11 protein-coding genes and 2 tRNA genes are annotated in these 12837 nt (G+C 74.5%); 10 read left to right on the top strand and 3 right to left on the bottom strand.

The genetic code is table 11. The features are described from left to right. Nucleotides 1-56 precede the first annotated feature (56 nt). Together gltX and NXY84_RS14635 are read left to right on the top strand one after the other, a co-directional pair. Entirely contained in the window at nucleotides 57-1586 is a 1530-nt protein-coding gene (gene gltX, locus NXY84_RS14640) for a glutamate--tRNA ligase (RefSeq protein ID WP_258723798.1), read from the top strand. Further along, a complete protein-coding gene (locus NXY84_RS14635) occupies nucleotides 1583-2446 on the top strand; it encodes an HAD family hydrolase (RefSeq protein ID WP_258723797.1) in 864 nt (287 codons plus the stop codon). The genes gltX and NXY84_RS14635 overlap by 4 nt, the downstream gene beginning before the upstream one ends. 10 nt (nucleotides 2447-2456) lie before the next feature. Here NXY84_RS14635 and NXY84_RS14630 read toward each other — a convergent pair whose 3' ends face one another. Then, a complete protein-coding gene (locus NXY84_RS14630) occupies nucleotides 2457-3203 on the bottom strand; it encodes a class I SAM-dependent methyltransferase (protein ID WP_258723796.1) in 747 nt (248 codons plus the stop codon). A 246-nt stretch (nucleotides 3204-3449) separates the two neighbouring features. Here NXY84_RS14630 and NXY84_RS14625 point away from each other — a divergent pair. From NXY84_RS14625 to NXY84_RS14615, 3 genes are all read left to right on the top strand, one after another. After that, nucleotides 3450-3521 (top strand) — tRNA-Gln (locus NXY84_RS14625). A gap of 90 nt (nucleotides 3522-3611) precedes the next feature. Next, a tRNA-Glu gene (locus NXY84_RS14620) sits at nucleotides 3612-3684 on the top strand. A 293-nt stretch (nucleotides 3685-3977) separates the two neighbouring features. Then, entirely contained in the window at nucleotides 3978-5084 is a 1107-nt protein-coding gene (locus tag NXY84_RS14615; RefSeq protein WP_258723795.1) for an FAD-dependent monooxygenase, read from the top strand. Nucleotides 5085-5117: 33 nt separating this feature from the next. On the opposite strand, the gene NXY84_RS14610 is transcribed toward NXY84_RS14615, so the two are convergent. Next, on the bottom strand, nucleotides 5118-5837 hold the full coding sequence (locus NXY84_RS14610; protein WP_183294257.1) for an IclR family transcriptional regulator: 720 nt from the start codon (nucleotides 5835-5837) through the stop codon (nucleotides 5118-5120). Nucleotides 5838-5937: 100 nt separating this feature from the next. Between NXY84_RS14610 and leuC the strand changes: the two genes are divergently transcribed. The 5 genes from leuC to NXY84_RS14585 all read left to right on the top strand — a co-directional run bounded on the left by leuC (nucleotide 5938) and on the right by NXY84_RS14585 (nucleotide 11585). Then, entirely contained in the window at nucleotides 5938-7392 is a 1455-nt protein-coding gene (gene leuC, locus NXY84_RS14605) for a 3-isopropylmalate dehydratase large subunit (RefSeq protein WP_258723794.1), read from the top strand. Between the two features lie 30 nt (nucleotides 7393-7422). Next, the gene (gene leuD / locus NXY84_RS14600) at nucleotides 7423-8094 is read left to right on the top strand and encodes a 3-isopropylmalate dehydratase small subunit (protein ID WP_258723793.1); all 672 of its coding nucleotides are present in this window, start codon (nucleotides 7423-7425) and stop codon (nucleotides 8092-8094) included. A 122-nt stretch (nucleotides 8095-8216) separates the two neighbouring features. Next, nucleotides 8217-9527, top strand: coding sequence for a UDP-N-acetylglucosamine 1-carboxyvinyltransferase (murA, locus tag NXY84_RS14595; RefSeq protein ID WP_258723792.1), 1311 nt, complete (start codon nucleotides 8217-8219; stop codon nucleotides 9525-9527). 118 nt (nucleotides 9528-9645) lie between these two features. After that, complete coding sequence (locus NXY84_RS14590; RefSeq protein WP_309485000.1) at nucleotides 9646-10560, top strand: lysophospholipid acyltransferase family protein; 915 nt, start codon at nucleotides 9646-9648, stop codon at nucleotides 10558-10560. Nucleotides 10561-10586: 26 nt separating this feature from the next. Continuing rightward, nucleotides 10587-11585 (top strand): NAD(P)H-dependent glycerol-3-phosphate dehydrogenase, encoded by a 999-nt coding sequence (locus tag NXY84_RS14585; RefSeq protein ID WP_258723791.1) that lies wholly within the window; start codon nucleotides 10587-10589, stop codon nucleotides 11583-11585. A gap of 30 nt (nucleotides 11586-11615) precedes the next feature. Here NXY84_RS14585 and NXY84_RS14580 read toward each other — a convergent pair whose 3' ends face one another. Then, the gene (locus NXY84_RS14580) at nucleotides 11616-12800 is read right to left on the bottom strand and encodes a trans-sulfuration enzyme family protein (RefSeq protein ID WP_258723790.1); all 1185 of its coding nucleotides are present in this window, start codon (nucleotides 12798-12800) and stop codon (nucleotides 11616-11618) included. Nucleotides 12801-12837 lie beyond the last annotated feature (37 nt).

Raw genomic sequence — 12837 nt, 5'->3', positions numbered from 1 at the left:
CGGGGCGGCCGGGCGGCGGCCGGGGCAGGCAGAGCCTCGCCAGTACGCTGGAGCCCGTGACCTCCACCGCTCCTGAGACCTCCACCGGCGTGCCCACGGGTTCCGCCGTCCGCGTGCGCTTCTGCCCCTCGCCGACCGGGACGCCGCACGTCGGCCTCATCCGGACCGCGCTGTTCAACTGGGCGTACGCGCGCCACGTCGGCGGCACGTTCGTGTTCCGGATCGAGGACACCGACGCGGCGCGCGACTCGGAGGAGAGCTACCAGCAGCTGCTCGACGCGCTGCGGTGGCTCGGGCTCGACTGGGACGAGGGCGTGGAGGTCGGCGGCCCGCACGAGCCCTACCGGCAGTCCCAGCGCATGGACCTGTACCGCGACGTCGCGCGCCGGCTGCTCGAGGGCGGGTTCGCCTACGAGTCCTTCTCGACGCCCGACGAGATCGAGGCGCGCCACCGCGCCGCGGGCCGTGACCCGAAGCTCGGCTACGACGGCGTCGACCGCGACCTGACCGACGAGCAGAAGGCGGCGTTCCGCGCCGAGGGCCGCGAGCCCGTGCTGCGCCTGCGCATGCCCGACGACGACGTCACGTTCACCGACCTCGTGCGTGGCGACGTCACGTTCCCCGCCGGCTCGGTGCCCGACTACGTGATCGTGCGCGCGAACGGCCAGCCGCTCTACACCCTGGTCAACCCGGTCGACGACGCGCTCATGGGCATCACGCACGTGCTGCGCGGCGAGGACCTGCTCTCCTCGACCCCGCGCCAGGTGGCGCTCTACCGCGCGCTGCTGCAGATCGGCGTCGGCTCGGTCGTGCCGGTCTTCGGGCACCTGCCCTACGTCATGGGGGAGGGCAACAAGAAGCTCTCGAAGCGGGACCCCGAGTCGAACCTGTTCCTGCACCGCGACCGCGGTTTCACGCCCGAGGGCCTGCTCAACTACCTCGCGCTCCTGGGCTGGTCGATCGGGCCCGACCGCGACATCTTCACGACCGAGGAGCTGGTGGCGGCGTTCGACGTCGCCGACGTGAACCCGAACCCCGCGCGCTTCGACGTGAAGAAGGCCGAGGCGATCAACTCCGCGCACGTGCGGATGCTGGCGCCCGAGGACTTCCGTAACCGGCTCGTCCCGTACCTGCACCGCGCGGGCATCGTCCCCGCCGACTCGTACGCCGACCTCGAGCCGCGCCACCGCGCGCTGCTCGACGCGGGCGCCCCGCTCGTCCAGGAGCGCATGACGCTGCTCGGCGAGGCCGTCGGCATGCTGGGCTTCCTCTTCGTGGCCGACGGCGCCCTCGTGGTCGAGGACGACGCCCGTGCCGGGCTGCGCGACGAGGCCGCCGCGGTGCTCGACGCCGCGACGGCCGCGCTCGAGCCGATCCCGGCGGACGCGTTCACCACCGCGGCGACGCAGGAGGCGCTGCAGGCCGCGCTCGTCGACGGGCTCGGCATCAAGCCCCGCTTCGCGTACACGCCGCTGCGCACCGCGCTCTCGGGCCGGCGCGTCTCGCCGCCGCTGTTCGAGTCGATGGAGATCCTCGGCAAGGAGTCGACCCTCGCGCGGATCGCGACGCTGCGCGCGACGCTGTGACGGACGGGCGCCCGGTGGCCGGGGCGGACGTGGTCGAGGGCGACGGGGCGGGCGGCGACGGGTCGCCCGCCGTCGCGCCGGTCGGCGTCCGGTCGGACGGCGCGGACGGCGGGACGCCGGCACTGCGGGTCGACGGCGTGCTGTTCGACATCGACGACACGCTCGTGGACACGCGCGCGGCGTTCGGCGTCGCGATGCAGGCGGTCGCCGACCGGTACCTGCCGCACCTCGACGCGGACCGGCGCGCGGGGCTGGTGGGCTTCTGGCGGGCCGACGAGCACGAACGCTACGCGCAGTTCACCCGCGGGGAGGTCAGCCACCGGACGCAGCGGATGGGCCGCGCCAACGACCTGCACCGGGGCTTCGGCGGCGTCGAGCTCGACGACGAGGCGTACGAGGTGTGGGACGAGCTCTTCGACGCCGCGTTCGCGGCCGCCTGGGGTGCGCACCCCGAGGCCGCCGAGGTGGTCGACCAGCTCGTCGCGGCCGGCCTCGTCGTGGGGGCCCTGAGCAACGCCGACGTGGCCTACCAGACCCGCAAGCTCGAGGTCGCGGGGTTCGGGGAGCGCGTGCCCATGCTCGTCGGGACCGACACCCTCGGCTTCGGGAAGCCCGACCCCCGCGTGTTCGTCGAGGCCTGCCGCCGGCTCGGCACCGACCCGGCGCGCACCGCCTACGTCGGCGACGAGCTCGACGTCGACGCGCACGCGGCGGTGAGCGCCGGGCTGGTCGGCGTGTGGGTCGACCGTCCGGGCGGCCGTCGCCGCGCGGTCCCGGAGGCCGACATCGCCGCGGCGCGCGCCGCGGGGGTGCACGTCGTGACGTCCCTCACGGAGCTCCCGGCGGTCCTGCGCCGCTGAGCAGGCGGGGTCAGCCGCGCACGCGCGCGCGCCAGCACACCGTCCGGTAGGGCAGGTCGACCTCGTCGCGGCCGCGCAGGTCCTGGTGCGTGCGGCCGAGCTCGTCGACCGCGTCGAGCAGCTCCTCGCGTCGCTCGGCCGGCAGCGTCAGCAGGTGGCTGCGCGACGCGGCGAGCATCCGCAGCGTGCGCACCGCGACGCGGTCGGTCCACCGGAACGTCGCGTGCTCGGGCGCGTCGAAGCGGTCGCCGAGCACCGGCGCCGCGGGTTCGCGCTCGTGCGCGTCGCCGCGGTGGATGATCTCGCCGAACCGGGCGACCCAGTCGACCGAGGGGTCCCGGACGTTCCACAGCAGCGCGAGCGTGCCGCCCGGCCGCAGCACCCGGGCGATCTCGGCGCTCGCGGCCGCCTCGTCGAACCAGTGCCATGCCTGCGCCACCGTCACGGCGTCGACCGACGCGGGCGGGAGCCCGGTGTCCTCCGCGGTGCCGGGCCGCGGCGTGACGTCCGGCACGAGCGACGTCAGCTGCTCGCGCATCGCGCGGGACGGCTCGACCGCGGTCACGTCGAACCCGTGGGCGACGAGGACCGCGGTGAGCTTGCCGGTGCCGGCGGCGAGGTCGAGGACGCGGTGCGCACCCTCCGGCACGCACCAGCGCACCGCGTCGTCGGGGTAGGAGGGGCGCGCACGCCCGTACGCCTGAGCCCCCCGGTCGAACGAGCGGGCCCTGTCCTGGCGGGCGGGGTCGTCAGCCATGGGACGAGCATCCCACGCACGTGCGGGGGCGGCTGGCCGGGGCGTCGCGCGACGGGTCGGGGGAGGCGACGGTGCGGACCGACGCGCCGCCGCTCGGGGCCGCACGGGTGGCCGAGGGGCGCCGAGCGGGGATCGGGTTTGGACGGGCCTCCGGCGTCGGGTAATGTTCACCGGCGGTACGACGTCCGCGTGTGCCGCGTGACGGGCCTCGGTCCGGAGCGCGACGGCGTGGAGGGGGTACCCCCATGGGGTATGGTGTAATTGGCAGCACGACTGATTCTGGTTCAGTTAGTCTAGGTTCGAGTCCTGGTACCCCAGCGCGAGCACCGCTGCGGCGGTTCTGAGATCCTCAGAGCTTCCGGTAGAGTGTTCACCCGTAGCACGCGAGCTCGCTCGCAGGCTGCATAGGCCCCCGTTGTGTAGCGGCCTAGCACGCCGCCCTCTCACGGCGGTAGCGCCGGTTCGAATCCGGTCGGGGGTACAGAGGCAAGAGCCCTGGTTCGCGGAGACGCGGCCAGGGCTCTTCCGTTTCCCCGGTCGGGCCGACAGGGTGGAGGTGTCGCGCTCGGGCCCGCGCTCCGGTCCCGAGCGTGTCGGGCGGTCCGCAGCCGGTGTGAGGTCGCTCACGTGCGGGGCTCGCCCCAGGGCCGCAGGTGTGCGCGGCCCGGTCGCGGGACGTGCCAGGCGTGCCGGTGCGCCGGTGTGCACCGGCGGCGAGCGAGACGTGCCGGACCGGCGGACCAGGCGGACGAGCGTGCGACGAGGAGGTCGGCCGTGACGCGTCGGGTGCTCGTCGTCGGCGGTGGGGTCGCCGGGCTCGCGACCGCGCGGGCGCTGCGCTCCGCCGGCGTGGACGACGTCGTGGTCGTCGAGCGCCGGGGCGCCCGGCCGGGCCCGGGTCTGGGACTGAACCTCCCGGGCAACGCGGTGCGCGCGCTCGGGGCGCTCGGCGTCGCGGAGGACGTGCTCGCGGCCGGGGTCCCGGTGACCCGACGCGAGTACCGCACCGATCGCGGCCGCCTGCTGTTCGCGGTCGACGAGGCGTCGTTCTGGTCGGGCGTCGCGCCGTCGGTGTGCGTGCGGCCGGGGCGGCTCCTGGAGGTGCTCGGGGCCGGTCTGCCGGTGCGCCGCGGGGTGGGCGTCGCGCGCGTCGACGACGACGCGTCCGGAGCCACCGTGCAGCTCGACGACGGCACGCGTGAGGCCGCCGACCTCGTCGTGGGCGCCGACGGCGTGCGCTCCGTCGTCCGGGAGGCCGTCGCGCCGACCGCCGCCCGGGCCTCGGTGATGACGGCGACGAGCTGGCGCTTCGTGGTCCCGGACCCGGGGGTCGCGTGCTGGACGGCGTGGACCGGCGCGGGGCGCGCGCTGCTGCTCGTCCCCGTCGGCGCGGGGGAGGTCTACGGCTACGCGTCGAGCAGTCGTGGTGGGGACGTGGGGGACGACGTCGGCTGGCTCGCGGCCGCGTTCGCGCGGTTCCCGGAGCCCGCGCGGCTCGCCGTCGAGTCCGCGTGCGCGCCGGGTGCGACGACCTACCGCGCCACGGTCGCCGAGGTCCGGGCGCCGGCCTGGCACCGGGAGCACGTCGTCGTGCTGGGGGACGCGGCGCACGCGACCGGCCCGGTCTGGGCGCAAGGCGCCGCGGGCGCGCTCGAGGATGCGCTGGTCCTCGCGGAGCTGCTCGCCGCGGACGACGACTGGGGGCGCGCGTGCGCGGCCTGGGAGCGACGCCGGCGTCCACGCATCGCGCACGTGCAGGCCACGACCGACCGGATGTCGCGGCTCGCCGCGCTCCCGGACCTGCTGGCCCGCCCGCTCGCCCGCGTCGCGGGACCGCGGTCGTTCCGTGCGGCCTACGGACCCCTGCGCGCAGCGCCGTGAGCCGGGCGGCGGGCACGGGGGCGCGGCGGCGGCTCATTCACCCGTGCGGCGCAGCACCTCCGTCAGCCGGTTGGCCGCGGAGACGACCGCGGCGGCGTGCAGGCGGCCCGGCTGGCGGGACAGCCGCTCGAGCGGTCCGGAGATCGAGACGGCGGCGACGATGCGCCCCGACGGGCCGCGCACCGGCGCGGACACCGACGCGACGCCGACCTCGCGCTCGGACACGGACTGCGCCCAGCCGCGGCGACGGACGCCCGAGAGGATCGTCGCGGTGAACTTCGCCCCCTGGAGGCCGCGGTGCAGGCGGTCCGGCTCCTCCCAGGCGAGCAGGATCTGCGCGGCCGAGCCGGCCTGCATCGTCAGGGTCGCACCGACCGGGATCGAGTCGCGCAGACCGATGGGCCGCTCCGCCGCGGCGACGCAGATGCGCTGGTCACCCTGCCGGCGGTAGAGCTGGGCGCTCTCGCCGGTGTGGTCGCGCAGCGCCGTCAGGACGGGGCCCGCAGCCGCGAGGAGACGGTCCTCGCCGGCAGCCGTGGAGAGCTCCGAGAGGCGGGGGCCGAGCACGAACCGGCCCTGCATGTCGCGGGCGACGAGGCGGTGGTGCTCGAGCGCCACGGCGAGGCGGTGCGCCGTGGGGCGCGCGAGGTGGGTGGCGGTCACGAGCTGCGCGAGCGTCGCCGGACCGGCCTCGAGTGCACTGAGAACGGACGCGGCCTTGTCCAGCACGCCGACTCCGCTAGAGTTGTCCATAGGTCGATATTGGCGTCTCGTAACCTGAGACGCAAGCCGCTCGGCCTACTTACTGCCCCGCAACCATTCTCCGGCGGGGGATCACGAGAGGACCACGGACATGGCCGGCACGCTGGCAGAGAAGGTTTGGGACGCGCACATCGTGCGCCGCGGCACCGACGGCGCACCGGACCTGCTCTACATCGACCTCCACCTGGTGCACGAGGTGACCAGCCCGCAGGCGTTCGAGGGGCTCCGCCTCGCGGGCCGGACGGTGCGCCGCACCGACCTCACGCTGGCCACCGAGGACCACAACACCCCGACGCTCGACATCGACCGGCCCATCGCCGACGTGACGAGCCGCACCCAGATCCAGACGCTGCGCAACAACGCCGCGGAGTTCGGCGTGCGCCTCCACTCGCTCGGCGACGCCGACCAGGGGATCGTGCACCAGGTCGGCCCGCAGCTCGGCCTCACGATGCCGGGCCTCACGGTCGTCTGCGGCGACTCGCACACCTCGACGCACGGCGCGTTCGGCGCGCTCGCGTTCGGCATCGGCACGAGCGAGGTCGAGCACGTGCTCGCGACCCAGACGCTGCCGCTCGTGCCGTTCAAGACGATGGCGATCACCGTCGACGGCACGCTGCCCGCCGGTGCGACGTCGAAGGACATCATCCTCGCGATCATCGCCAAGATCGGCACGGGCGGCGGGCAGGGCTACGTGCTCGAGTACCGCGGCGAGGCCATCAAGGCGCTGTCGATGGAAGCCCGCATGACGATCTGCAACATGTCGATCGAGGCCGGTGCCCGCGCCGGGATGATCGCGCCCGACGAGACCACGTTCGAGTACCTGAAGGGCCGCCCGCACGCGCCGGAGGGGGCCGACTGGGACGCGGCCGTCGAGTACTGGCGGACGCTGCGGACCGACGACGACGCGACGTTCGACGCCGAGGTCGTGCTCGAGGCGGCCGACCTCGAGCCGTTCGTCACCTGGGGCACCAACCCCGGTCAGGGCCTGCCGCTCTCGGGCAACGTGCCCGTCCCCGAGCAGATCGCCGACGAGAACGAGCGCCAGGCCGCCGAGCGCGCGATCGAGTACATGGGCCTGACGCCCGGCCAGCCGCTGCGCGAGATCCCCGTCGACACCGTCTTCATCGGCTCGTGCACCAACGGCCGCATCGAGGACCTGCGCTCGGTCGCCAAGCTCGTGAAGGGCCGAAGGAAGGCCGACTCGGTGCGCGTGCTCGTCGTCCCCGCGTCGGCGCGCGTGCGCCTGCAGGCCGAGGCCGAGGGGCTCGACAAGATCTTCCTCGACTTCGGCGCCGAGTGGCGCAACGCCGGCTGCTCGATGTGCCTCGGGATGAACCCCGACCAGCTCGCGCCGGGGGAGCGCTCGGCGTCGACGTCGAACCGCAACTTCGAGGGCCGCCAGGGCAAGGGCGGGCGCACGCACCTCGTCTCGCCGCTCGTCGCCGGCGCGACGGCGATCCGCGGCACGCTCTCGTCCGTGGCCGACCTGGGCGCGGACGTCGTCGCGCCCGACGGCTCGCCGCTGACCGACCTGCAGCACGCCTGACCCCCGCACGCACCGGAAGCGAGAAGCACCATGGAGAAGTTCAGCCAGCACACCGGCGTCGGGGTCCCGCTGCGTCGCAGCAACGTCGACACCGACCAGATCATCCCCGCCGTCTACCTCAAGCGCGTGACGCGGACCGGCTTCGAGGACGCGCTGTTCGCCGCGTGGCGGGGGGACCCGTCCTTCGTGCTCAACCAGCCGGCGTACTCGTCGGGCTCCGTGCTCGTCGCGGGCCCCGACTTCGGCACCGGCTCGTCGCGCGAGCACGCCGTGTGGGCCCTCAAGGACTACGGCTTCAAGGTCGTCGTCTCGAACCGGTTCGCGGACATCTTCCGCGGCAACTCCGGCAAGCAGGGGCTGCTCGCGGCCCAGGCGGCGCAGGAGGACATCGAGCTCGTCTGGAAGGTGCTCGAGACCCGGCCGGGCACCGAGGTCACGGTCGACCTCGTCGCCCGCACGATCACGGCCGACGACGTCGTGGTGCCGTTCCACGTCGACGACTACACGCGCTGGCGCCTGCTCGAGGGGCTCGACGACATCGGCCTGACGCTCCAGCACGAGGCCGAGATCACGGCGTTCGAGGCGACGCGGGAGCCGTGGCGTCCGCGCACGCTGCCCGCCAAGCACCTGCCGCCCGTCGAGATCGAGGCCGCGCGGCCCGTCGGCGTCCCGGTCGAGCTGGGCGCGACGCGCACCGTCTGACGCGTCCGGGAACGTCCGGGTACGTCCCGCGTGTCGCCCGTCCGTGCAGGTTCTGCACGGACGGGCGACGCGCCAGGCCCGCGGTTAGGAACCACGCGGTTCCGTGAGCGACGATGGGGACCATGACCGATCTGCTGTACGTCAACGGTGGGACCCCGCTCTCGGGTGAGATCACCGTCCGCGGCGCCAAGAACTTCGTCTCGAAGGCCATGGTCGCCGCGCTCCTCGGTGAAGGACCGAGCGTCCTGCGGAACGTCCCGCAGATCCGCGACGTGGCCGTCGTGACGGGCCTCCTCGAGCTGCACGGCGTGACCGTGAAGGCCGACGACGGCACGCTGCACCTCGACCCGTCCAACGTCGAGTCCGCGCACGTCGCCGACATCGACGCCCACGCCGGCTCGAGCCGCATCCCGATCCTGTTCTGCGGCCCGCTGCTGCACCGGCTCGGCGAGGCGTTCATCCCCGACCTCGGCGGCTGCCGCATCGGCGACCGGCCGATCAACTACCACCTCGACATCCTGCGCCAGTTCGGCGCGGTCGTGGACAAGCGCGAGGGCGGCATCCACATCCGGGCGCCGCGCCGGCTCCAGGGCACCAAGATCGCCCTGCCGTACCCGAGCGTCGGGGCCACCGAGCAGCTCCTGCTCACGGCCGTGCGCGCCGAGGGGCTCACCGAGCTCTCGAACGCCGCGATCGAGCCCGAGATCATGGACCTGATCAACGTCCTGCAGAAGATGGGCGCGATCATCTCGGTCGACACCGACCGGGTCATCCGCATCGAGGGCGTCGACCGCCTCAACGGCTTCCAGCACACGGCGCTCTCGGACCGCATCGAGGCCGCCTCGTGGGCCTCGGCGGCGCTCGCGACGGGCGGCGACATCTACGTGCGCGGGGCGACCCAGCCGGAGATGACGGCGTTCCTCAACACCTTCCGCAAGGTCGGCGGCGAGTTCGTGGTCGACGACGACGGCATCCGGTTCTTCCACCCCGGTGGCGACCTGCGCTCGATCGTCCTCGAGACCGACGTGCACCCGGGCTTCATGACCGACTGGCAGCAGCCGCTCGTGGTCGCGCTCACGCAGGCCACCGGCCTGTCGATCGTCCACGAGACGGTCTACGAGAACCGCTTCGGCTTCACCGACGCGCTGCGCGGCATGGGTGCGACGATCCAGGTCTACAAGGAGTGCCTGGGTGGCCGGCCGTGCCGGTTCGGGCAGCGCAACTTCTACCACTCGGCCGTCATCTCCGGCCCGACGCCGCTCGCGGCCGCCGAGATCGAGGTCCCGGACCTGCGCGGCGGGTTCAGCCACCTCATCGCGGCGCTCGCCGCGAAGGGCACCTCGTCGGTGCGCGGGATCAGCCTGATCGACCGTGGGTACGAGCACTTCATGGACAAGCTCGGCGCCCTCGGGGCGGACTTCAGCCGCGACTGAGAGTCACCCGTCCCCAGCCCGGCCCGCGAGCCCGCACCCGTCCGGTGCGGGCTCGCGGCGCACCGGGCACGCACCGGGCACACACCTGCCGCGAGCGGGACGGGTAGCATCCGTCAGCGTGCCAGCACCGAAGCGGTCCAACCGCGCCTACCGCATCGTCGCCCGCATCGTGCGGCCGCTGATGTTCTCGATGACCCGGGCCGACTGGCACGGGACCGAGCACCTGCCGACGTCCGGCGGGTTCATCGCGGCGGCCAACCACATGACCGAGATCGACCCGCTCACGTTCGCGCACTACCTGTGGGACGCCGGGTTCGCGCCGCGCATCCTCGCCAAGGACCCGCTGTTCCGGGTGCCCGTGCTCGGCCCGGTCCTGCACGCGACGGGCCAGATCCCCGTGTACCGCGGCAGCAGCGACGCCGGGCGCTCGCTCGAGGCCGGGGTCCAGGCGCTGCGCGACGGCGAGTGCGTCGCGGTGTTCCCCGAGGGCACGCTCACGCGCGAGCCCGCGCTGTGGCCCATGAACGGCAAGACCGGCGTCGCGCGCCTCGCGCTCACCACGCAGGTCCCGGTGATCCCGGTCGCGCAGTGGGGGCCGCAGGACGTGCTCGGGCGGTACTCGAAGGTGCTCAAGCCGTTCCCGCGCAAGAAGGTCACGATCGTCGCCGGGCCGCCCGTCGTGCTCGACGACCTCTACGGCCGCCCGCAGGACACGGCGACGCTGCGTGAGGCGACCGAGCGGATCATGGCGGCGATCACCGTCCTGCTCGAGGGGATCCGCGGCGAGAAGGCCCCCGAGGTGCGCTACGACATGCGCCGGGCCAAGGCGGGCGGCGGTGCGCAGGCTGCCGGGACCGGGACCGGTACGGCAACCGCGACCGGCACGCCGACCGGGACCGAGGCCGACGAGCGGGCGGGTGAGCAGCCCGGCGCCCTGCCGGGCGCGGAGCCGGGCGTGACGTCGCGTGAGCCGGTGGGTGAGCCGTCGGGTGAGCAGAGCGGCGACGCCTCGGCGAAGCCGGGGACCCCGTGACGGAGCGGGCGACGGGGGAGCGCGCCGTGCGCGCGACGGTGCTCGGCTCGGGGGCGTGGGGGACGACGTTCGCGGCGGTGCTCGCGGACGCCGGCTGCGACGTCACCGTCTGGGGGCGGAGCGCCGCGACGTGCGAGCAGATCGCGCGCGAGCACCGCAACGAGGCCTACCTCCCGGGGATCCGCCTGCCCGACGGCGTGACCGCGACGACGGACGCGCGTGCGGCGCTGGCGGACGCCGACCTCGTGGCCATCGCGATCCCGTCGCAGAGCGCCCGCGCGACGCTCGAGCCGCTGCGCGACGCGTTCCCGGCCGGTGCCGTCGCGGTCTCGCTCATGAAGGGCGTCGAGCTCGCGACCGACCGGCGCATGAGCCAGGTCGTCGCCGAGGCGCTCGGGCTGCCCGACGAGCGCGTCGCGGTCGTCTCCGGGCCCAATCTCGCGCGCGAGATCGCCCAGCGCCAGCCGACCGCGACCGTCGTGGCGTCGTCGAGCGACGCGACCGCGCGGCTCGTGGCGCAGGCGTGCGCGTCGTCGTACTTCCGGCCGTACACCAACGACGACGTCGTGGGCGTCGAGCTGTGCGGCGCGGTCAAGAACGTGATCGCGCTCGCGGTCGGGATGTCGCAGGGCCGGGGCCTCGGGTTCAACACCATGGCCACCGTCATCACGCGCGGCCTCGTCGAGATCACGCGCCTGGGCCTCGCGCTCGGGGCCGACGCCGACACGTTCCCCGGCCTCGCCGGGATGGGCGACCTCATGGCCACGTGCGCGTCGCCCGACTCGCGCAACCACACGCTCGGGGTGCACCTCGGGCAGGGCATGACGCTCGCCGAGGCCATCGAGGCGACGGGCGGGACGGCTGAGGGCGTCAAGAGCTCGCGCTCGGTGCTCGAGCTCGCGACGAGCGTGGGCGTCGAGATGCCGATCACGGCGGCCGTCGTGCAGGTCGTGCACGAGGGTCTGCCCGTGGACCGGCTCGCGAGCCTGCTGCTCGCCCGGCCGCACAAGGCCGAGGGCGTCTGACGATTCCTCGGCCGCCCGCTGCGGGCGGCGTCAGCCCTCGGTGCGCTGGGCCGCCGTGAGGGCCTGGTCGAGGTCGGCCCACAGGTCCTCGACGTCCTCGATGCCGACCGAGAGCCGCAGCAGGTCCTCGGGCACCGTGAGCGACTCGGTCGCGAACCGGCGACGGCGCTCGAGCATCGAGTCGACACCCCCGAGGCTCGTCGCGGGCACCCACAGGCGCACCGCGTCGACGACCGCGTCCGCGGCGGCGACCCCACCGCGGGGCACGACCCCGAGGATCGCGCCGTAGCCGTTCATCTGGGCGGTCGCGCGCGCGTGGCCCGGGTCGTCCGGCAGGCTCGGGTGGCGCACGAGCGCGACGGCGGGGTGGTCCGCGAGCCGGCGCGCGAGCTCCGCGGCGTTGGCCTGCGCGCGCTCGACGCGCAGCGCGAGCGTGCGGACCCCGCGCAGCGCGAGCCAGACCTCGAACGGGCCGGCGATGCCGCCGTGCATCGTGCGGTAGGCGTGCAGGCGGGCGTGCAGGTCGTCGTCGTCCGCGAGGGCCGCGCCGAGCACGACGTCGCTGTGTCCGGCGAGGTACTTGGTGACCGAGTGCACGACGACGTCCGCGCCGTGCTCGAACGGCCGCTGGACGAGCGGCGTCGCGAAGGTGTTGTCGACCGCGACGAGCGCGCCGGCCCCGTGCGCGCCCACGACCAGCGCCGGCAGGTCGGCGACCTCGAGCATCGGGTTCGTCGGGGACTCGACCCACAGGAGGTCCGCCGGACGCCCGCCGGCGTCGCCGCGCACCGCGGCGAGGACCTCGTCGGTGCGGTCGATGTCGACGAGCGCGACCTCGACGCCCGAGCGCTCCGCGAGGTCGCGCGCGTAGCCGAGCGACACCTGGTAGGCGTGCCGCGGCATCACGAGGCGACCGCCCGCCGGCACGAGCGAGAGCGCCGCGGCGATCGCGGCCATCCCGGAGCCGAACACGAGCGCGGGGTGCGTCGAGCCCTCGAGCTGCCCGAGCGTCTCCTCGAACGGGTGCCACGCCTCGGTGTCGATGCGCCCGTACAGCGGGTCGCCCGCCCCCGGGACGCCCGTCGAGACGAACGTCGACGTGAGCACGACCGGCGGGTTGAGGGGAGCCCCGGGCGTGCGGGGCGGGCGCCCGGCGGTGACCGCGAGGGTCGAGGGGGCGACGGCGGGATGGGCGGCGGTGTGGTCGTCGAGCACGCCCCCAGGGTAGTCGGGCTGCAGGTCCCGGACCGCG

This window comes from Cellulomonas sp. NS3 (assembly GCF_024757985.1).
In the GTDB taxonomy this organism is placed as follows: domain Bacteria; phylum Actinomycetota; class Actinomycetes; order Actinomycetales; family Cellulomonadaceae; genus Cellulomonas_A.
The sequence above is the reverse complement of the archived record's forward strand: the minus strand, read 5'-3'. Positions and strand labels throughout refer to the sequence as shown.

Excerpts from the sequence above, each read along its gene's own strand:
- leuC (WP_258723794.1), top strand. The coding sequence starts at position 5,938 with ATGGCCGGCACGCTGGCAGAGAAGGTTTGGGACGCGCACATCGTGCGC.
- murA (WP_258723792.1), top strand. The coding sequence starts at position 8,217 with ATGACCGATCTGCTGTACGTCAACGGTGGGACCCCGCTCTCGGGTGAG.
- NXY84_RS14630 (WP_258723796.1), bottom strand. The coding sequence starts at position 3,203 with ATGGCTGACGACCCCGCCCGCCAGGACAGGGCCCGCTCGTTCGACCGG.
- leuD (WP_258723793.1), top strand. The coding sequence starts at position 7,423 with ATGGAGAAGTTCAGCCAGCACACCGGCGTCGGGGTCCCGCTGCGTCGC.
- NXY84_RS14610 (WP_183294257.1), bottom strand. The coding sequence starts at position 5,837 with ATGGACAACTCTAGCGGAGTCGGCGTGCTGGACAAGGCCGCGTCCGTT.